Genomic DNA, 19,887 nt, shown 5'->3' on the forward strand with positions numbered 1-19,887 from the left:
TCGATTCCATGATGTTGGAATGAGCGGCCGATGTTACGTTCGACCGCTCTCGAAGCGCAACGGCCACGGTTTCCGAAACGGCAGGCCGACCCCCGTGTTACATCGTCGCTTCCAGCTGCGGTCACGCGAGCGGAGCGCCGCCGGCATCGGCAACGATCACCTCGGACGCCTTCTCGCTGATCATGTACACCGCCGAGACGATGAAGAAACCCGGTATGCGCGGGAAGACCGAGGCATCGACGATTCTCAGCCCCTGGCAGCCGAATACCCGAAAGCGGCTGTCGACCACGGCCATCGGATCGCCGGCCGGACCCATGCGGCAGCTGCATGAGGCGTGATGGCCCCAGGCGTTGTCGCGGATGAAGGCCTCGACCGCCTCCCCACCCGCCACCTCGCGCCCCGGGTAGACCTCCTCGGCGATCACCTTGCCGGCACGGTCGGCCATGCGGCGCACCGTCTCGACGCCCTCGACCACCGCGGCCATGTCGTCGCCGCCCGGCGTGCCTTCGTCGAAGTAATGGAAGTCGATGTCGGGCGTATCGCGCGGGTCGGCGGAGCGCAGCGTGACGCGGCCGGCGCTGTTGTGAGTGTGGGCCTTGAGCACCGCCCAGGTGAAGTGGTCGCGGTCCTGCGCGATGTCCTTCGAATAGCCGGGGTAGTAGCCGCGGAAGTTGCCGAGCAGGCCGAACAGGAACAGGTCCGGCGCCGGCTTGTCCGGCGTCGAGCGCTTGAGCAGCGCGACCACCGCGCCATTGGTGGTGTATGGACCCTTGCCGTCCAGCCACTCGCTGAAGGCCGGATCAGGCGTCTCGCCCGGCTCGGGCGGACGGTACTTCATGCCCTTCATGAGCGCGAAGTCGCCGCGCATGCGATTGACCACGGTGACCTCGTAACGGTCCTGCAGGTTCTCGCCGACGCCCGGCAGGTCCACGCGCACCGCGATGCCGTGTTTTTCCAGCTCCGCGCGCGGGCCGATGCCGGAGAGCTTGAGCAGTTGCGGGGTGTTGAAGGCGCCGGCGCAGAGGATCACCTCGCGCCGGGCGTGCAGCCGGATGCGCTCGCCCGCGCCCTTGCTGCCGGCGGCCGGGTCGGCCCGGTATAGATGCGCGCCGGCCAAGCATTCCACGCCGGTGGCGCGCTGCTGCTCGTCGAGCAGCACCCGGCTCACCAGGGTGTGGGTGCGCACCGTGAGTCTGCCGGAGCAGGCCGCGGCCACCGCCTGCACGTATTCGCGGCTACCCACCCGGCGGCCGTTGTGGGTGGTGAGCGGCGTCATGCACACGCCTTCCACGTCGTCCTTCACCAGTCGCCAGTCGTTGGGATCGAGGTCGCTGCGCAGCTTGCGCCAGATCCGCGTGAGCGGGTTGCTCAGGGTGCGCAGGGATTCTCGTACCGCGCCCCTGACCAGCCGCACCACGAAGATGTCGCGCAGCATCAGGCCGGGGTCGGCGACGTTGGTGTTGAGCCAGCCGCGGTAGCCATGGCGGCTGGCCGGGTTGCGGTCGCCGTATTCGCAGCGCTCGAGGCGTTCGAAGTAGCTGCGCATGTTGTCGCTGTGCCAGCTTGCATCGCCGGTCAGTTCGGCGATGTGGTCCCAGTCGCTGTTGTGCGGGTAGATCAGGATCATCGCGTTGTGGGCGGTGCAGCCGCCCAGCGTGGCGGCACGTGGATAGAGCACGCCGCCCTGTTTGGCGCGGTATTTGTGGTCGCGCTGCTGGCGGGCCTCGTCCTTGTAATGGCGCACGAAGAAGTTCCACGCGTAGCGCGGGTCTTCCGAGGCGCGCGGGTGGAAGGCCGGTACCTGGTAGTCGTAGGAGTCCTCGTCGCCACCGGCCTCGATCAGCAGCACCCGGAAGCCGCTGCGCGCCAGGTTGGCTGCCAGCGGGCCGCCACCGGCCCCCGAGCCGACGACGATGTAATCGTAGGCGTCGTCCGCTCCGCCGGGACAGGCGGGCGCTTCGGGCTCAGGCAGCTTCGGTCGAAACAGGCTGGCGCAGCCCGACAGCAGCGCACCGAGCACCGACAGGCCCGCCGCGCAGGCGCGCAGGAAGCGCCGCCGCGGCGAAAGCGGCGGACTCACATGGTCTTGAGGAATTCGATCAGTGCCCACTTGTCGGCGTCGGAGAGCCCCGGTTCATCGGTGGAGTAGTCGGTGCCGAAATAGTGGCCGCGATTGACCACGAAGTCCGGGCACTTGCTGATGTCGAGCAGCGGATCGACAAGGTTTGCGAAAGCGCCGCGTGCCTGCTCGTCGGTCGCGCCCCTTGGCAGCGCATTGAGATCGCCGCGGATCTTGAGCAGCACATCGAGCGCCTTGCCGCGCTGGTCGAGATCCATGTTGCTGACCAGGTTGATCGGCGTGCCGCTGGGGATCGGGCCGATCTCCACCCCGTCCTCGCCGAACAGTGGCGAACCCAGCTTGGCCAGCGGGGTGACCAGTGGCTGCAGGAAGCCCGGCAAATAGCCCTTGGGTACGCGCAGGAAGGTCTGCGCCGAGGTCACGTCGATGACCCCCGGCACGAGCTTGCCCGAGGCGGTCAGGTACTTGCGGTCGCCCTTGCGCTTCTCGGGCCACAGCAGTTGCTGGATGCCGCTGTCGAAGGACTTCATGCGGTCGGCCACCGAGCCGGACCAGTAGAAATCGCCGAGCGTGTTGTTGAGCAGGAAGGGCGCGGTCGACCACACGCTCACCAGCGAGGCCGGGCGAATGTAGCCGCGCCCGCCGGCCGGCATCTCGTACTTGTGCGGCTCGCCGCTGAAGGGCTGATGCACGGTGATGCTGCCCACCGAGGGCAGGTTCTTGTATGAGTCCGACGAGAAGTTGTCCCAGATGTCGCCGCGGATCGCATTGGTCGCCAGCGAGGCGCAGGCGTTGGTCTCCAGCAGGGTTTCCGGCACGCGCAGCTCGTTGGAGAGGTAGTTGTCGTCGAGGAAATCCTTCGATGCGACGATGCGGGTCATCTCGTGCTTGAACTCCGGCGTCCTGGTCCACGCCCAGTAGTTGTTCCAGCACTTGAGGTAGTCCGGGCCGACGCAGCCGTGATTGGGGAAGAAGTCCGGCGTCTTCTCGGGCATCTTGCTCGAATGGCAGCGCGCGCAGTTCTCGGCGAACACCACCTTGCCGCGCTCGAGTTTGGCCTTGTCCTTGGTCAGATACGCGGCACCGCCCGGCGCCCTGGCAAGCAGGTCCGGCTTTGCGGTGGCGAGGAAGAACAGCGCCACGTCGGGCGTCTGCGCCTGGGTGGCGTTCCAGTAGCTGGAGTTGCGGTTGGCGGTGGCGATCGGGAAGGGCGTGAACTTCTGTCCGCCGACGAAGGGCCGGAAATGTTCCAGCCACTCCTCGCTGAACAGGCCGATGTTGACGAACACCCGGTTGAGCGCCCCCAGCGCCCCGACCGAGTCGGAGCCATCCTTGAGCACGCGCGGCGTCCACACCTTGTCCGGCGCCTGGTAGAACTGCGCCAGCGGCGAGCCGGCCGGCACGTACTTGTTGAGATGCTCGTTGTCCAGCTCGCCGCCGGCGAGCTTCTCCTCACCCAGCAGCCGGGCGAGCCTGAGCCGTGCGCCGAGGTTGTACACCGCGTTCATGGTGCGCGGGTTGTTGATGTAGTCGGTCGAGATGAAGGAGGTATCCAGCGCCCCCGGCCGCGAGGTGTGGAAGAGCTGGTAGGGGAAGCTCGACTTGTCGACGTTCCACACGAAGATCCGATCCACCCAGAAATACTGGGCGCCCGGGTTGGAGTTGAGGTTCTCCCACTTTGGATGCTCCGGATCCTTCGGCGGATTGCTCGGGTTGGGGCCGACGTGGCAGAAGCCGCAGGACATGCCGACGCGATAGGGCCGCACCAGCTTCTTGTCGTTGTAGTAGCTCGGGTCGCTGTAGAAACGCACCGGGTCCCACCTGGCTGCCGCCTTCTCGTCGAAATCAGGGTTGGGGAACAGCCGCAGGCCGACGATGCCGGTGGCGTAACCATAGTAGGAACCGACCGGCACCGTCTTGCCGCGCGCGCCGATCTCGACGCCGGGATACTTCTGTGCGTTCTCGAACGGGTCGGCCGCGCAGCCCGGGCTGCGCACGTCGAGCCACAGGCCAAAGCGGTCGGCACGCGGGCCGCTGCCCTTCTCGAAGCAGGGTTCGTTTACCAGCCCGAGGTATTTCCAGCGGTTGTCGCGGCTGTAGTTGAGGCTTGGGTGGTTGGAGAGGATCTTGAGGAAATCGAGCAGGCCGACGCTCTTGGTGGCCAGGGTGTCCCACATGCGGTCGTTGCCGCCGGTCCACACGATCCAGTTGTTGCGCCCCTTGACCGCCGCCGCGGTAGCGTCGGTCGGGCTGATGCCCGGCAGATAGGGATCGAGCGCGGCCGCCACCGCCTTCGGATTACGTGTGACGCCGTAGTCCATGTCGGCGAAGTAGTCCTCGTCCGCCGCCGGAAAGCTCTGCGCGCTGCGGCCGACACACAACGCCTCGTCCTTCACCGAACCCGCCCCACCGCCACAGGGCTGGCTGGAAGGCAGCAACGCACAGGCGGCGAGCACAAGGCTGAAACCCAGCGCGGTGTGGAGTGTGGTCTTGTTCATCGTCGCCTCCCCGGTGAGATTCACACATCCGGCGGGTCCACCGCGCGCGTTGCTGATCACGAAGGGCCGGTGGATGCGTGCCCGGTCCGGAGCCGCATCCGGACTTCAGTATAGACAGGCGTGGGCGGACGGCAGGGACGGATCGCAGAGGTTTCGAATCGGCCGGGGCACCAATGCCGGTTGTTGCGTAGAGCAGGCTGGCTGTCGTGGAGATCCGATGACCAAGTCGCAGTTCACACCCGCCTCGCGCCCACGGGGAAAGTGCCACATTGCTAAACCGGTCCCCGTGGATTTTCTTCGACTACGCTCACTCCCAGACCATGACTTGGTTGGCTTTTTCCATGACGCAGACCTATGTTTAATGGGTAGTCATTCCTTGGGTTCGCCTCCGGCGCGCCTGAATCGATATCCCGGGAGTCGCGCCATGAAACTGAAATTCGATCACACAGTCCTGTTTTGCTGCACGTTGCTGCTCGTACCCGCATCAACCTTGGCGAGCGAGCTCCCTGCAGAACTCAGTGGGCGCTGGACCTGGGTAGAGCGGAGTCTCTCCCAGACCTTCAAACTGGAAGACATCAAACCGAAAGGCGACGACGCTTTCGTGGCCGAGTTGACGTGGTGGACCATCAAGAGCGAATGCGCCATTCGCGGGGAGTCCGTCGAAGGCTCCTTCAAGGACGGCGTCCTGGCCTTTTCGGCGGAAACCAAATGCGGGACCCGCTTCGACGCATCGATGAAAAAGCAGGGGGATGGATGGATCGGGTCGGCGATTGCGGGAAAGGTGACGGTGGAGATGAAGGCCGATTAAGGGCCACGGGATTCTTCACAGCGTCCGGGAGGTCGAATGTCCCGGATTCCGCTGCGCGGCATCCGGGCTGCACCGGCTACTCGATTTCGCCCGAAAACGTCTCGATTCGCTGATGCAGATCGTCGGGGGCAAAGAAGACAAAGGCGTTGCCTTGCTTCATCTTGTCGAGAAAACCCATGCGTTCGAGTTCCAGCAAATCGCTGCGTGCCGTCTGGTAGGCAACGTTATGGGTCGCCTGATGTGTGGCGACACGATACAGCTCGCCGGGGTGCTTGAGCGCGTAGGTGAGCAGGGCGAGTTGGCGGTGGTTAAGCCGACCGCGAATGCCCGGTGAGCGGATCAGCAGATTTTCGGCATCCCTTTGTTCGTCGATTTTGCGGGCCAGATATTCATGCAGGCTCGCGATGGCTTTCTGAATGATTGCCAGCTGGTGCAGAACAAAGTAGGTAGTGTCGTTCTTGTCGGTTTCGGTGTGCAGATAGGCTTGAACGTAGGCGGCAGGCGCTTTCTTCAGAAACTGGGATATGGACAGAAATTCCATCAACCAATAACCGCTGCGGGCCATGGACCAGTAGAAAAGCGCCCGCGCGGTACGGCCATTGCCGTCGACGAAGGGGTGGTCGTAGCCGATCATGAAGTGCAACAGGATCGCGCGGATCACCGGATGGACGAAGGGCGTGCTGTGTTCGTCGGCATTGGCAAAGGCAGACAGGCGCGCAAGGCGTTCGGGCAATTCCTCGAAGTGAGGCGGGGCGTGCAGCACGGTGCCATAGCGATTGTCGACCACGTTAACGTCATTGGTCCGCCTCAGGCGCCCTGCGTCGGCATGGTTTTCGAGGGTGTCGAGTGTCAGCATCCGATGCAACTCGAGGATGAGCTCCGGTGTCAGGGGTTCGCCTCGTAGCGAACGCAACTGCTCCATGGTGCGGTAGTTGTTGAAGATCATTGTCTCGCCATGATCGCGGGGTTTGCGTCCCTCCTTCAGCATGGCTTCGGCAACGCGCCGGGTCGTCGAGGCCCCCTCGAGCTGACTGGAGGTGATCGACTCCTCGATGAGCGAGTGCAGCAAGTAGCGATCCCGGTTTTCATGGATCGGGGTCGCAAACTCGGTCCGTATCTGTCCGGCAGCCTCACGGTCGATGTGGTGTAGCGCAATGAGTGCAGGCTCGGGCGTTGCAAGCCGGAAAGCGTGGCCATGTTTGTCCACTAGCGGAAGAGACTTGAGAGCCGGGTTGCGGCTTAGCCAGATGGCAAGCCACCATTGTTCGAGCGTGAGCGAGTCTGGCGGTGTTCTGTGGCGCAGTTCATCCCAGTGGAGGTATTTTCCGCTCACCAAAGGGGTGCTGTGCGTCATGAGCGTGGGAAAGTCCATACGGCTCATCTCAGCCAGCAGTTTGGCTTCGGCGGGTGGCGACATCGGGATTCTCATGTCTACTAATACTTAAAGTTTTAGTAGACATTAGTACCTTGTGTTTACCAGTGTCTACTAATTTATGGGTAATTTAGTAGTAGCAAGTAAGCTTCCGGGGCATAGTGCAGCGAGCTGAAAGCCGTTCACGTAGATCTTGGCAAGCGCTAATTGAGCACCAATTGGGGTCAGGTCTAGTTTTATTGCAATCCGTACATCCTGATCTACACTCAAGCTATGAGTAGACCTTTACGACTGGAATTCTGCGGTGCCCTGTACCACGTGACTTCGCGTGGAGATCGGGGCGAGACGATCTACGAGGACGACGAGGACCGCGAGCGGTTTCTGGAGATCCTCGGGCGGGTGGTTCGGGACTTCAACTGGATCTGCCATGCCTACTGCCTGATGGACAACCACTATCACCTGTTGATCGAGACGCGGGACGGCAATCTCTCGAGGGGCATGCGGCAGTTGAACGGCGTTTTCACTCAGGCGAGCAATCGCCGTCACGGGTGCGGCGGCCATCTGTTCCAGGGGCGCTACAAGGCGATCCTGGCCGATGCGGATGCCTACCTTCTCGAGCTCGCGCGCTACATCGTGCTCAATCCGGTCAGGGCCGGGATGGTTGCCGATCCGGGTGAGTGGCGCTGGAGCAGCTATCGGGCGATGCGGGGTGAGGCGCCACCTCCGCCGTGGCTGGCCGTCGATGGCCTGCTGTCCCTGTTCGCCAAGCGTCGCTCTACGGCGGTACAGCGCTACCTGCGCTTCGTCGCCGAAGGACAGGGGCTGCCGTCGATCTGGGCGCAGTTGAACCGTCAGGTATTCCTCGGCGACGACGCATTCATACAGCGAACCCGCGCGGTGCTGGCGGGAGCGATCGAGGATGTGAACATCCCCCGTGCGCAGCGTCGCCCGCCAGCGCTGCCGTTGGCCGATTTTGTCGGCCATGGCGACCGCGACGCCGCGATGGCAGCCGCCCATGCGACCGGCGAATACAGCTACCAGCAGATTGCCAAGGCGTTCGGCGTGCACTTCACGACCGTCGGCCGCGTGGTGCGGGCACGAGCGGTTTGAACGGGAATGTCGTGGTCCGCCCGCGTGCGAATGGCTGCTTGTCGGATCGATCCATCCTTTACGATTCGAGGCCGCTGCCCGCAGGGCGGTGTTGATCGGCGGCGTACACCGCCGCCCGAACCCGGGCATTGGCCGTCGAGACACTGGAGCGCGCATGAGTACAGAGCTTGATCCGACGGTGCGTATCTTCAAGCAAGGTTCCAGGGCGGAGCGTATCTCGCACAGGGTCGTCGCGATCTCGATCGTCCTCTTTGTCGCCACCCTCGCATTGTGCGTTGTCGCTATCGCGAAAGGCCCCTCTTGGGGCCCGGTTGTCGCGGCACTCGCCTTTTTCTGGGGTGTGGGCGCGCCTGCATGGTTCTGGTACGAGTTCTTTTTCCTCTATCGAGAAGATGGAGAAAAGGGAAGTTTCGAGCTTTACAAGCATGGCCACCAAGTCTCGATCGCGATATGGGCCGGTCTGGCCGTTTCGCTCGCTGCACTCGCAAGCAGTGATTCGTTCAAGGAAACCGATCGATCGGGCAAGCCTGCCGGCACGGCTGAGCGGACAGTGCAAAGTGTCACGTCCCAGGACGCCCGGCACGCTGGCCCGTCGGGCGCTCGGCCAGCCCGGCCGGCTGCCGTCCGGTGACTATCAAGCTTGAAGCGGTCAAAAAGTCCGCTATGCCGTGCAGATATCCCGGTACCCTGAAACGGTTCGGTGTTCCACGCTGGATTGCCCGCGCCGCCCTTCAAAACGCCCAGGTACGGCTTGAAGACAATCACGCTGGAACTCGCCGCCGCTGCGTTTCTCCAGATCTTTGCGTCAGTGTTCTCACGTAGCGCCCTGAGGTTTCAGGCGGGTTTCGACGATGTGCCAGCCATGCGGGGCCTTAAGGCAGCAGTGGCGCCGCCTCTTGCAACAGTGTGCGGGCCCAATCCGGCAGCCTTTCCTGCGGGTGCGCGGCCACCCACTCTTTCAGCGCGCGGGTTGCCGCTTCGCGTTCGCCGCGCTCGGCCATGGCCTGAATCCTTGCCAACGCCACCTTGCTGTCCGCACGCCCGGCCTCGGTTGGATCTGCTGCGCCCGGGGTGGGCACCACCCGGGGCGATGACAGCGTCGAAAACGCGCGCTGTTTCATGACGGCGGTGGGCGCGGCTCGGCGCGGCTCGGCGACTGCCGAATCGGGTGCCGGCGCGGGTGGCGCAGCTGGAATGGCAGCTTTCGAAGCGCTGTCGGCGAGGGCCGGCATCGTCTTGGACATCGCGGGTGCGACAGCCCGCGGGGCCTCGGTTGCCGGCACTTCGCGACGTTGAACGGCTTCGGCGCGCGGCACGACACGCGCGCTCGTGGCCTCGCTGGACGGCTTTGCCGGAGCGGGTACCGGGGCGTGTGCCGCGATGCCGGCCGTGGCGGGTGCGGTGGCCTCGGGCGGGGCTGCGTCACTTTCGATCTGCGCAGCGGGTGCCGGTGCGGCCCGTTCGTGTTCGACCGGCGTCGGTGGCGTCATCACGGTCGGGAACATGATCCTGATCGCGCCGAATGAGAGCAGTACGGTGGCGGCGAGCGCCAGCGGGATGCGCAGGCGCTGCCAGCGTGCCGGCCGGACCACGGTGGCGCTGCGCGCGGGCTGATCGGCGGCCATCTGCGCCTCGACCGCGGCGCGGATGCGCGCGTCCAGTCTTGCATCCGGTTGCGGTGGCGTGTCTGCCTGCCAGGCGGCACGCAGGGCGCGCTCGTCGTCGGGCGCGGGCGAATCGTCGAAGCGGCGCTCGCTCATGATTGCGGCTCCTTGTACGGCATCAACAGGCTGCGCAGCTTGCCCAGCGCGTAGCGCAGCCGGCTCTTGGCGGTTTCGGCATTCACGCCGGTGATCCGCGCGATGTCCTCCAGTGAATGCTCCCCATACTCGCGCAGCAGGATGGCCTCGCGCTGCACCGCGGGCAGGCTGGCGAGCGCGTCGTGCAGGCGCTGGTTCATGCGTGCCCCATCGATCGCCTCGCCCGGCGTGGGGCGCGCGTCATCGGCGATCGCTTCGAGCGGATCGCCAGCGTCGTCATTGTGCTGTAGCTCGCTGGCGAGCAGCGGCTGGTGGCGGCGGATCAGGTCGATGGCGAGGTTGCGGGCGATGGTGAACAGCCAGGTGCGAAACGCCGCCTCGGGCTTGTAGCGGGCGCGCTCGCGGGTGACCCGTACCCACACCTCCTGGAAGAGGTCGTCCACGTTGCCGGCCGAGCTTGGGAGCAGGCGGGCGAGATAGGCGTAGAGCGCGCCGCGATGGCGCGCATACAGCGCATCGAAGGCCGCCATCTCGCCCGCGGCGAAGGCGGCCATCAGCGCCGCATCGCTGCGGGCCTCGGCGGGTTTGTCGGGCTCGGCGCTCATCGGCCGGGAGTATAAGCGCCCCCGCCGAACGTCGGTCGCCGCCAAGGCAGTCACGCGGTGCCCTCCGGGCTCAGTCGGCGCATGCGCCGTCTTCCCGGGTGGCGTTGCAGGGTTGCGGCGAGGGCGTCTGCAAGGCCCCGGAAAGCCTGACCAGGCGCAGGAACTCGCCACGGTAGCCGAAACGGTCTTCGCCCCGCGCGCCGGCCGCGAGCTGTTCGATCTGCGCCGGGCCGAAGCTGCCGAGGTATTTGCCGCCGCGCAGATGCTGGCCGAAGGCCGCCACCGCGGCGGTAAAGCGCAGGTCGGTGCTGGCTGCCGTGGCCGGTCTGATCTGCGCGCGCTGCACCGCGACCTCGATCTCGCGCGACGCGCCACCGGCCGGCTGCTTGTAGCGCAGGCGCAGCATGCCCAGCTCGTCGCCATAGCCGGAGACGGGCGCCGGCCTCGCATAGCGGCTGTCGCCGAGCTGGCCAGGCGTGCCGACCAGGCTCAGTTCATACAGCGCGGTGACGCCGTGACCGGCGCCGACCTCGCCCGCGTCGACCTTGTCATTGCGGAAATCCTCGCGCGCCAGGGCGCGGTTCTCGTAGCCGATGAGGCGGTACTCCGACACCACCGCAGGGTTGAACTCCATCTGGATCTTGACGTCGCGGGCAACGATCGAGAGCGTCGAGGCGGCCTCCTCGACCAACACCTTGTGCGCCTCGTTGAGGGTGTCGATGTAGGCGTAGTTGCCGTCGCCCGCATCGGCGAGCTGTTCCATGAGGTCCTCGCGGTAGTTGCCGGTACCGAAGCCCAGCGTGGTCAGCGAGACGCCGCTGCGGCGACGGTCCTCGACCAGCGCCTTGAGCGCCTCGAAATCCGACAGGCCGACGTTGAAGTCGCCATCGGTGGCGAGCAGGATGCGGTTGATGCCGCCCTTGCGGAAGCCTTGCCGCGCCATCTCGTAGGCCAGCCGGATGCCGGCCTCGCCGGCCGTCGAGCCGCCGGGCTGAAGCGCCTCGAGGGCAGCGCGGATGGTGCCGCGTTCGCTACCCGGGGTGGGCGGCAGCACCACCTGGGTGCCGCTGGCGTAGGTCACCAGCGAGACGCGGTCCTGCGGACGCAGGGTGTCGGTGAGCAGCCGCAGCGCGTTCTTGAGCAGGGGCAGCTTGTTGGCGCTACTCATCGAGCCGGACACATCGACCAGGAACACCAGGTTGGCGGGCGGCAGCTCGGCCTGTCGGGCATCCATGGCGCGGATGCCGACGCGCAGCAGCAGGCGATTTGTGTTCCACGGCGCGGGTGCCACCTCGGTCTGCACTGCGAAGGGCTCGCCGCGGCGTGCCACCGGGCGGCTCTCCCACGGGAAGTAGTTGATCAGCTCCTCGATGCGCACCGCGTCGTCGGGCGGCAACTGGCCGGCCATGAGCATGCGCCGCACATTGGCATAGGCGCCAGTATCGACATCGATCGAGAAGGTCGAGAATGGCTGCACCGCGGTGGCCGTCACCCCGCCCTGCTCCAGCGCGGCGTAGCGTTCGTGCGAAGCCTCCTGCATCGGCACGGGTTGATACCCGGGCGCCGCCATGACCGCGGCCTGGGGCATCACCAGCCGCCTGGCAAAGTCCTGGTCGTGCATCGGCGCCGCCGGGCGGGGCGCCGGCGCGGCCTTGCCAAGCACCGCCTCCTGCTCGCGCACGATCCGTGCAGGCTGCGAAATGGCATGCGAATCGGCGCCGGCTTCGGTCCGCGTCGCCGCTTGATCGGGCGCTGCCGCGACCGGGCGGCGTTCGCTCTCAGGCGAGGTGCCGCAGGCGGCGAGGGAAAGTATCAGCAGGATGCAGGCAAGCGGGCGAAGTCGGGTGTCGAGCATGGTGATTCTCCGTCGATGGATGCCCGGCGAGCCCGGGCCATGATCTCTTCAACGGATGAGCGCAGCGAACGGGGTTAAACCCGCCAAGACATTGCTTCGACGCGGATTCACAAGCGCCCCCGGTGTCGCAACCGCGCGCTTTCACGCTACAGTGGACCCGCCCCCGGCCAGTGCCGCCCAGCTCTTCACATACGGAACGGATTCGATGCGCAAACGTGACAACAGCCTCTCCACCGACCAGAAGGCCCTGATCCTCAATCTGGACAAGCACAAGTACGGTTCTATCGTCGAAATCGGGGCCGGGCAGGAAGTGGCGCGGCGCTTCTTCCACGTCGGCGCGGCTGCCGGCACGGTGGCCAAGACCATGTCGGCCTACGACATGGCGGTGAGCGACGACATCTACGGCCATGTGGACCGCTATGTGAGCCGCGCGCGCCTGCTGCAGATGCTCGACAAGGAATTCACCCAGGTGGTGCAGCGGCTCGCCGACAAGCGGCCGCGCAACACCACCTTCTTCGCCTATGCAGCGACTGTCACCGCGCGCAGCTTCAAGCAGAAGAACGAGTGCCACGGCTGGATCGGCGTGCGCCTGCAGCTGCATCCGGGCGCGGCGCCGAGCGACATCATCCTGCACGTGCGCATGCTCGACAACGACAACGCGCTGCAGTCCGAGGCGCTCGGCATCCTCGGCGTGAACCTCATCCACGGTGCCTTCTTCCACTACCAGCAGCCGGAATGGATCATCGAGAGCCTGGCCGACGGGCTGTCATCCGACCGCATCGAGGTGGACCTGATCCACTTCTCGGGGCCGTACTTCGAGGAGGTCGAAAACCGGCTGATGAACCTGCACCTGATCACCAGTTGGCTGACCCGCGCGGTCATCTTCAACCCGGCCGGCGAGGTGGTGGTGCCCGGCGAGCTGCTCTATCGCAAGCCGATGCTGGTGATCCGTGGCAGCTTCAAGCCGGTGACCTGCGTGAACATCGACATGATGCAGGGCGGCCAGAAGCAGTTCAGCCAGGTCGCCGCGGTCAATGAGAGCGAGATCCTCTCGCTCGCCGAAATCACCACCAATTCGCTGGTCAGCGGCGACAACATCGATGGCGCCGACTTCCTCGCCCGCATCGATCTGCTCGGCTCGCAGGGCTATACGGTGATGATCTCCGACTACCTGCGCTTCTTCCGCCTGCGAGCCTACCTGCGGCGGTACACGCAAAAGCCGATCGGCATCGTCATGAGCGTGCGCGACCTCGAGGCGCTGTTCGACGAGAAATACTACGAGGGCCTCGAAGGCGGCATCCTTGAAGCCTTCGGCAAACTCTTTCCCGACAATACCCACGTCTATGTCTATCCCTCGCGCCGCCAGGGGGAGAGCGAGATGGTCACCCTCGACAACGTACCGGTGCCCGGCCATCTGCGTCACCTGCTCGCCTTCCTCAAGGAAAACGGAAAGCTGGTCGCCATCGAACCGCAGGATGTGGAGCACCTCGAGATCGATGCCAGCGAAACGCTGGCCGCCCTGCGCCGGGGTCCTGGCGCCTGGGAGAAGGACGTGCCCGAGGGCGTCGCCCAGCGCATCATCGAAGGACGTCTGCTCGGTTACGACTCGGAGTAGTCCGCTGCGCGGCAGGATCGGTTTCGGGCTGGCGCACCGGGCAGCATCCGGCCGATTTTCTGCCCTCATTTGGTGCGAAAACGCCGTCAAATCTCGGCGAAAGCGCCCCTTTTTGGTGCAATGTGCAGTCAATTATGTTTTTTTGGCGATTCTCGTCCGATTGCGCTTGTCCTTGAATCTCGTCGCCCTATAATCCGCGCTCATTTTTCGTGGATCTCAAACTCATGTACGCAACCGCACTCGACGCTCTCGTCACTTCCCAGCCGGCCGCCCGTCTTGGTGGAGTGTTCGGCTACAGAATGGAAGGCGACGAAGCCTCGCTCAATGCGGAACTCGCCGTGATCGACGCAGCACAACTTGGCAATGCCGACTGGGCACTGCAGCTGTGGGCCTGCGACGCGGACGCAAACGGTCGTCTGCAAGGGATCAAGGTGGCGGAAGTTCCGCTGGGCGCCCTCCAGGCCGACCCCTATGGCACCACGCCCGTCGCCGGCAACGCCGTTGCCCTGCCGCCCGCCGGCACCGGCACGCATACCATCGTCCTCGCGCTGGCCAGCGGCATCAGCGGCCAATACGGCCAGATCCACGATTTCGCGGTGTTTGGCAACGCCCAGCAATTCACGCAGCCGCGTCTCGATGGCGCGGTCGGCTACCAGTTCGGCGACAACACGGTGCGCCTGTCGGTGGAGCGCATTGCCAACCCCCGCGAGGCGGGCAGCGTCAGTGGCACGCTGGCACTCGAGCTGTGGGCGCTGGATGCCCCCTACAGCGGCGGCGCCTTCGCCGGATCGCTGGTCGGCGGCGTGCAGATCGGTTCGCTGGAAGGCCAGTCGGAATGGCGCGACGTCGCGGTGAATGCCGATACCGCTGCGCTGGCAGCCGGCACCTGGAACCTGGTGCTGATGCTGCGCGAATGGACGCCGGCCGGTTTCGTGACCCGCGACTACAGCAATTTCGCAAACCCGCACATCGTGGTGCCCGCCCAGAGCGTTGAAGTCGCCGTCGAAGTCGCCGCAGTCGAAGCTCCGGTCGCCGAGCAGCAGGCAGAACCTGCAGCCGCGCCGGCAAAGGCCGCTGCTGAAAAACCGGCAGTCGCCGCAGCACCCAAAGCGGCTGCCGCCCCGGCAGCTGTCGAAGCCAAGCCCGCCGCTGCCGAGAAGCCTGCGGTCGAGGCCAAGCCCGCTGCGGCCGCCAAGACGAGCAAAGCGGCAAAGCCGGCCACCGAAGCAAAAGCGGCTCCGGCCAAGACTGCCTCGGTAACGAGCATCGACAAGGCCAGCAAGGCCAAGGCGCTGCCTTCGGTCAATGAGTCCAGCGCCGAAGAGCTCGCCAGCGTCAAGGGTCTGAGCAAGACCGCGGCCAAGGCGATCATCGCGGCACGCCCCTACAAGAGCCTCGATGAGCTGACCCGTGCCAAGGGCGTCGGCGAGAAGCTGCTCGCCAAGATCCGCCAGCAAGTCAGCCTGTAAGCGAGCGTGCTGGCTCGGCCAGCGCGAAAACATCCGGACGACACCGACGCCCATCGCGGCATCGGTGTCGTTTTTCTTTTGTACGCCGCCCGGCGGGCACGAATGCGCTGCAACTTCCGCGGTGATAGCATCGAATCCCGGTCAGGCCGGGCTGTCATGCGATCGGCCGGAGACAGGTTTCACTGCGCACGAGGATCGAGTCCGCAATGCATGAGATGTCGCTGGCCGAGGGTATCCGCGAGATCGTCGACGAGGCAGTACGAACGCAGCGGCTGGGTCGGGTACGGACCGTTGTGGTGGAGATCGGGGAACTCTCGTCGGTGGAGCCCGAAGCGCTGGCCTTCTGCTTCGACGAGGTCATGCGCGGCGGGCCCGCCGAAGGCGCGCGAATGGAAGTGGTCGGCGTGGCGGGCTCCGGATTGTGCCTGCAGTGCCACCAGACCGTTGCAATGCATCGGCTTTACGACGCTTGTCCGGCGTGCGGCGGCTACCAGCTGCAGCCCCGCGACGGGATGGAAATGCGGGTGAAGGAAATCGAAGTCGAGTAGTTATTGGATCATCGGCGCAGACCGGCGGTCACGATGATCGAGGAGCAGGGAATGTGTACCGTATGCGGCTGCGGGACGGGACAGGTCAGAATTGGGCAGGTGGCGCACGCCCGGCCGGCACGCCAGCCCACGCTTGCCTGGCGGCCGCGTGCCGCATCGTCTGTCGACCCGGACCCCGACGAATTGCACGGTCATGACGCGCGTACCGGGCCAGAGCCGCTCGTGACGGACGAGACCCTCGACTACGGAAGCGGGCCTGCTCAGGCGAATGCACCCGGCCTGAGCCAGCGCCGGATGGTGAAGATCGAGCAGGACATCCTCGGCAAGAACGACCGCCTTGCCGCGGCCAACCGGCAGTGGCTCGCAGGCCGCGGCATCTGCACACTCAACTTGCTCTCCGGCCCAGGCGCCGGCAAGACCACGCTGCTGTGCCGGACCATCGCCGAGCTCCGGGACACCGTTCCGGTCGCGGTGATCGAGGGCGACCAGCAGACCGATTTCGACGCCGAGCGCATCCGCGCCACCGGGGCACGCGCATTACAGATCAATACCGGCAAGGGCTGCCACCTCGATGCGCAGATGATTTCGCAGGCGCTCGCGCGCCTCGCGCCAGCAGAGGATTCCCTGCTGCTGATCGAGAACGTCGGCAACCTGGTGTGCCCGGCCGCCTTCGACCTGGGCGAAGCCCGCAAGGTGGTGATCCTGTCTGTGACCGAGGGCGAGGATAAACCGCTCAAGTATCCGGACATGTTCGCCGCCGCAGACCTGCTGCTGATCAACAAGATCGACCTGTTGCCCCACCTCGACTTCGATGTCGACCTGGCGCTGGAATTCGCTCGCCGCGTCAAGCCCGGCCTGCCTTCGATCCGGGTATCAGCGCGCACAGGAGAGGGGTTCGACGAATGGCTTGCCTGGCTGCGCGCGACATGGTCCGCGGCCGGTCGTCGCAAGGTGGGCTGAGAGCATGTGCCTGGCCATTCCCGCGCGGGTCGTCGAACTGCTCGACGGCGACAATGCACGCATCGACCTGGGCGGCGTGCTGAAGGAAATCTCGCTGGCCCTGGTCGAGGATGTCGCGGAGGGCGACTACGTGATCGTGCATGTGGGCTACGCGCTGTCGAAGCTCGACACCGACGAGGCCGAGCGCACGCTGGCGCTGTTTGCCGAAGCCGGCCTGGCTGGCGGCGCGGTGGCGCCAGGGTGAAGTACATCGACGAATTCCGCGATGGTGCGCTGGCGCGCAAGCTCGCCGCGGCAATCCGCGCCGAGATCGATCCGGCGCGCGATTACGCATTCATGGAGTTCTGCGGCGGCCATACCCATGCCATCTCGCGCTACGGCGTCACCGACCTGCTGCCGCTGAACGTGCGCATGGTCCACGGCCCCGGCTGCCCGGTGTGCGTGCTGCCGATCGGCCGCCTCGACATGGCCATCTCGCTGGCGCTCGAGCGGCCGGAGGTGATCGTCTGCAGCTATGGCGACTGCCTGCGAGTGCCGGCCTCGGCGGGCCTGTCGATGCAGAAGGCGCGGGCGCGCGGCGCCGATATCCGGGTGATCTATTCGGCTGCGGACGCCCTCAACCTCGCGCGCACCAACCCGGAGCGCGAGGTGGTGTTCTTCGCGATCGGTTTCGAGACCACCACGCCGCCCACCGCGCTGGTGATCCGCGAGGCCGACGCGCTTGGCCTCGGCAACTTCAGCGTCATCTGCAACCACGTGCTGACCCCGCCCGCCATCGCGGCGATCCTCGATGCACCCGGAAGCGGCGAAGCCGAGGGTGTGCACCTCGACGGCTTCGTCGGCCCGGCGCATGTTTCCACCGTCATCGGCAGCCGCCCGTACGCGGCCTTTGCGCAGAAGTATCGGAAACCGGTCGTCATCGCCGGCTTCGAACCGCTGGATGTGATGCAGGCGGTCCGCATGCTGATCCGCCAGGTAAACGAGAGCCGCGCCGAAGTGGAAAACGAGTTCACCCGCGCCGTCACCGAGACCGGCAACCTCAAGGCACAGGCGCTGATGGACGAGGTGTTCGCGCTGCGCGACAGCTTCGAGTGGCGCGGCCTCGGCCAGCTTGCACACTCGGCCCTGCGCATCCGCGAGCGCTTTGCCGCGTTCGACGCCGAAGCAAAATTCGGCCTCGCCTACCGCAGCGTGGCCGACCACAAGGCCTGCGAATGCGGTGCCATCCTGCGCGGCGTCAGGACGCCCGCACAGTGCCGCATCTTCGGTACCGCCTGCACGCCGGAGAATCCGATGGGCTCCTGCATGGTGTCATCCGAGGGCGCCTGCGCGGCGCACTACACCTATGGGCGCTTCAGGGACGAGGCCGTGGCGGGGACTCCTGCGAAAGGACGCTTCGTGACGTCCGCTCAGGGCGGGTGAAAGCTTTGTTTCGGGCGGTGAATCCCGCGAGCGATAGCAGTTTCGCGGCAGTAGCCTGCCTGATGGATTTGGCGTATCCGTTGGTTCGATGAAACGCGTTGTACGGAGACGGGGACGTGGTCAACGGATACCCGCCCCGGGCGCTGAGTCTGTCGTCGCGGTTGCAGAGAACGACAGCGCGTGTATATCGGCCTTCGGCGCCAGAACAACGATGCCGCGAGGATAGGTTTCATTCCTCAGGCAAGACAAACCAAGCTTTGCGAATATGTATCTGGCCACCGGATGGGCGGTAGCCAGGTGAATTTCCCGGATCTCCAGCATTCTGGCCGTTTCCACTGTCGCTTCGAACAGCAGGCGAGCCACGCCCTGCTTTCGCCATGGTGCCGATACGCTGGCTCCAAGCTCGGCCGAATCGCCATGGACGGCGAGGTGAACGAAGCCGATGACGGGTTCATCGACCGCCGCAACGGCCAAACCGATATCCCGCTCGAAATCGATACGGCCGACATAGGCTGCAATGCCGGTATCCGAGAGCGAGGTGGCAAAGCGGCCATACCGGTCGTCGTCGTCGAGCGCCAGCAGGTGGTCGAGAACCCGCGTGCGCTGCGAGGCGATGATGCGGTAGGGCTCGCCCGGGATGGGTGGGCGCGTCACTCCCAAGCCAGGGCCCCGCCGGTCTGGTACTCGGTCACCCGGGTTTCGAAGAAATTCTTCTCCTTGCGCAGGTTGGCTTGCTCGTCCAGCCAGGGCAAGACGTTTTCCGCGCCGGGAAAGGGCTCCGCGACGCCGACCTGACGGGCACGCCGATTGGCGATGAAGCGAAACTGTTGCACGTGCAGCTCGGCGTTGTAGCCGAGGATGGGTTCGCGCAGGATATGGCCGGCGTAGGCGCTTTCGGCTGCCTCGGCCTCGTGCCAGAGTTCGCCGAGGGCCTGCGGGTCGAGGGTCAGGCCTTCTTCCTTGAGCAGTTCCCGGATGACCCGTATGCCGAAGGCGCAGTGCAGGACCTCGTCGCGCATGATGTACTGAAGCTGCTCTGCCGCCCCTTTCATCAGCCCCCGGCGCTGCAGGGCAAAGATGGGCGTAAAGCCGTTATAGAACCAGCAGCCCTCGAAGATGACGGCAAAGAAGAAGTACGACAGGGCGAACTCGTGGAGGTTGTCCGGCTTGGTCAGGTCAAAGTCCGAACGCAACACGCGCTCGAGACGCTGGTTGGCCAGCTGAATCTTCCCGTTGATCTGCGCTACCACCCGGTAGCGGTTGTAGATTTCCTGCTGGTCGAGACCCAGACTTTCGATGCAGTGCTGATACGTCCAGGTGTGCAGGGCCTCCTCGTACACTTGGCGCGCCTGGTAGATCTGAAGTTCCGGCGCGCTCATTTTTTCCATGACCGCCAGACCGATATTGCGCATGGCCAGGATGTCGGAGGTGGTCAGATAGGCGAGCACGTTCTCGAAGACGTGCCGCTCTGCCGCGGTCAGCTTGTGGTGGTAGTCGTGCACATCCTGCGCCATGGAGATTTCCAGCGGCGTCCAGTGATTGCGGTTGGCCTTGAGGAAGAACTCCCAGGCCCAGGGATACTTGAACGGCGCCAGCTGGTTGATGTCAGCCTTGCCGTTGACGATGCGCTTATCGGCGGCATTCACCGCAGCCAGGACCTTGCCTGGCTGCACGGGTTCGTCGTGTTGCGCGGATGGGGGCGGTGCGATTTGCGCCGCCGGAGGTTGAGGGGATACATGGGATGGGGCATCCCAATCGTCGAAGCGATAGGCGGTGTTCATGCGC

General features: G+C 65.3%; 17 protein-coding genes. 9 read left to right on the top strand and 8 right to left on the bottom strand.

Translation table 11 applies throughout. The features are described 5' to 3' along the window. Positions 1 to 121: 121 nt before the first annotated feature. Positions 122 to 2,080 carry a GMC family oxidoreductase gene (locus GQB03_RS10640; protein WP_200832178.1) on the bottom strand — a complete coding sequence of 653 codons (1,959 nt, stop codon included), beginning with the start codon at positions 2,078 to 2,080 and terminating at the stop codon, positions 122 to 124. Further along, a complete protein-coding gene (locus GQB03_RS10645; protein ID WP_159688646.1) occupies positions 2,077 to 4,578 on the bottom strand; it encodes a hypothetical protein in 2,502 nt (833 codons plus the stop codon). Before GQB03_RS10645 ends, GQB03_RS10640 begins: the two co-directional genes overlap by 4 nt. 424 nt (positions 4,579 to 5,002) lie before the next feature. On the opposite strand from GQB03_RS10645, the gene GQB03_RS10650 reads away from it, so the two are divergent. After that, positions 5,003 to 5,386, top strand: a complete 384-nt coding sequence (locus GQB03_RS10650; protein WP_159688649.1) for a hypothetical protein — start codon at positions 5,003 to 5,005, stop codon at positions 5,384 to 5,386. A gap of 76 nt (positions 5,387 to 5,462) precedes the next feature. Here GQB03_RS10650 and GQB03_RS10655 read toward each other — a convergent pair whose 3' ends face one another. Further along, entirely contained in the window at positions 5,463 to 6,803 is a 1,341-nt protein-coding gene (locus GQB03_RS10655) for a Fic family protein (protein ID WP_235027022.1), read from the bottom strand. Between the two features lie 228 nt (positions 6,804 to 7,031). Between GQB03_RS10655 and GQB03_RS10660 the strand changes: the two genes are divergently transcribed. Together GQB03_RS10660 and GQB03_RS10665 are read left to right on the top strand one after the other, a co-directional pair. Next, positions 7,032 to 7,868, top strand: a complete 837-nt coding sequence (locus GQB03_RS10660) for a transposase (protein WP_159688655.1) — start codon at positions 7,032 to 7,034, stop codon at positions 7,866 to 7,868. Between the two features lie 154 nt (positions 7,869 to 8,022). After that, on the top strand, positions 8,023 to 8,499 hold the full coding sequence (locus GQB03_RS10665; RefSeq protein ID WP_159688658.1) for a hypothetical protein: 477 nt from the start codon (positions 8,023 to 8,025) through the stop codon (positions 8,497 to 8,499). A 241-nt stretch (positions 8,500 to 8,740) separates the two neighbouring features. Here the strand turns inward: GQB03_RS10665 and GQB03_RS10670 are convergent, their stop codons facing one another. Genes GQB03_RS10670 through GQB03_RS10680 form a run of 3 tightly spaced genes read right to left on the bottom strand, consistent with a single transcriptional unit; the run spans position 8,741 to position 12,088 of the window. Further along, complete coding sequence (locus tag GQB03_RS10670; protein WP_159688661.1) at positions 8,741 to 9,628, bottom strand: hypothetical protein; 888 nt, start codon at positions 9,626 to 9,628, stop codon at positions 8,741 to 8,743. After that, positions 9,625 to 10,287 (bottom strand): RNA polymerase sigma factor, encoded by a 663-nt coding sequence (locus tag GQB03_RS10675; protein ID WP_159688664.1) that lies wholly within the window; start codon positions 10,285 to 10,287, stop codon positions 9,625 to 9,627. The genes GQB03_RS10670 and GQB03_RS10675 overlap by 4 nt, the downstream gene beginning before the upstream one ends. A gap of 16 nt (positions 10,288 to 10,303) precedes the next feature. Then, on the bottom strand, positions 10,304 to 12,088 hold the full coding sequence (locus GQB03_RS10680; protein WP_159688667.1) for a vWA domain-containing protein: 1,785 nt from the start codon (positions 12,086 to 12,088) through the stop codon (positions 10,304 to 10,306). 205 nt (positions 12,089 to 12,293) lie between these two features. Between GQB03_RS10680 and GQB03_RS10685 the strand changes: the two genes are divergently transcribed. From GQB03_RS10685 to hypD, 6 genes are all read left to right on the top strand, one after another. After that, entirely contained in the window at positions 12,294 to 13,703 is a 1,410-nt protein-coding gene (locus tag GQB03_RS10685) for a TonB-dependent receptor (RefSeq protein ID WP_159688670.1), read from the top strand. A 224-nt stretch (positions 13,704 to 13,927) separates the two neighbouring features. After that, entirely contained in the window at positions 13,928 to 15,172 is a 1,245-nt protein-coding gene (locus GQB03_RS10690; RefSeq protein ID WP_159688673.1) for a helix-hairpin-helix domain-containing protein, read from the top strand. Between the two features lie 206 nt (positions 15,173 to 15,378). After that, positions 15,379 to 15,720 carry a hydrogenase maturation nickel metallochaperone HypA gene (hypA, locus tag GQB03_RS10695; protein WP_159688676.1) on the top strand — a complete coding sequence of 114 codons (342 nt, stop codon included), beginning with the start codon at positions 15,379 to 15,381 and terminating at the stop codon, positions 15,718 to 15,720. 51 nt (positions 15,721 to 15,771) lie between these two features. Beyond that, a complete protein-coding gene (hypB, locus tag GQB03_RS10700) occupies positions 15,772 to 16,680 on the top strand; it encodes a hydrogenase nickel incorporation protein HypB (protein ID WP_159688679.1) in 909 nt (302 codons plus the stop codon). A 4-nt stretch (positions 16,681 to 16,684) separates the two neighbouring features. Continuing rightward, positions 16,685 to 16,924 carry a HypC/HybG/HupF family hydrogenase formation chaperone gene (locus GQB03_RS10705; RefSeq protein ID WP_159688682.1) on the top strand — a complete coding sequence of 80 codons (240 nt, stop codon included), beginning with the start codon at positions 16,685 to 16,687 and terminating at the stop codon, positions 16,922 to 16,924. Then, a complete protein-coding gene (gene hypD, locus GQB03_RS10710) occupies positions 16,921 to 18,102 on the top strand; it encodes a hydrogenase formation protein HypD (protein WP_159688685.1) in 1,182 nt (393 codons plus the stop codon). The genes GQB03_RS10705 and hypD overlap by 4 nt, the downstream gene beginning before the upstream one ends. A gap of 120 nt (positions 18,103 to 18,222) precedes the next feature. Here hypD and GQB03_RS10715 read toward each other — a convergent pair whose 3' ends face one another. Then, the gene (locus GQB03_RS10715; RefSeq protein WP_159688688.1) at positions 18,223 to 18,756 is read right to left on the bottom strand and encodes a GNAT family N-acetyltransferase; all 534 of its coding nucleotides are present in this window, start codon (positions 18,754 to 18,756) and stop codon (positions 18,223 to 18,225) included. Then, entirely contained in the window at positions 18,753 to 19,883 is a 1,131-nt protein-coding gene (locus GQB03_RS10720; protein WP_159688691.1) for a ribonucleotide-diphosphate reductase subunit beta, read from the bottom strand. The genes GQB03_RS10715 and GQB03_RS10720 overlap by 4 nt, the downstream gene beginning before the upstream one ends. Between the last annotated feature and the right edge of the window lie 4 nt (positions 19,884 to 19,887).

Source organism: Cognatazoarcus halotolerans, from assembly GCF_009800965.1.
Taxonomy (GTDB): domain Bacteria; phylum Pseudomonadota; class Gammaproteobacteria; order Burkholderiales; family Rhodocyclaceae; genus Cognatazoarcus; species Cognatazoarcus halotolerans.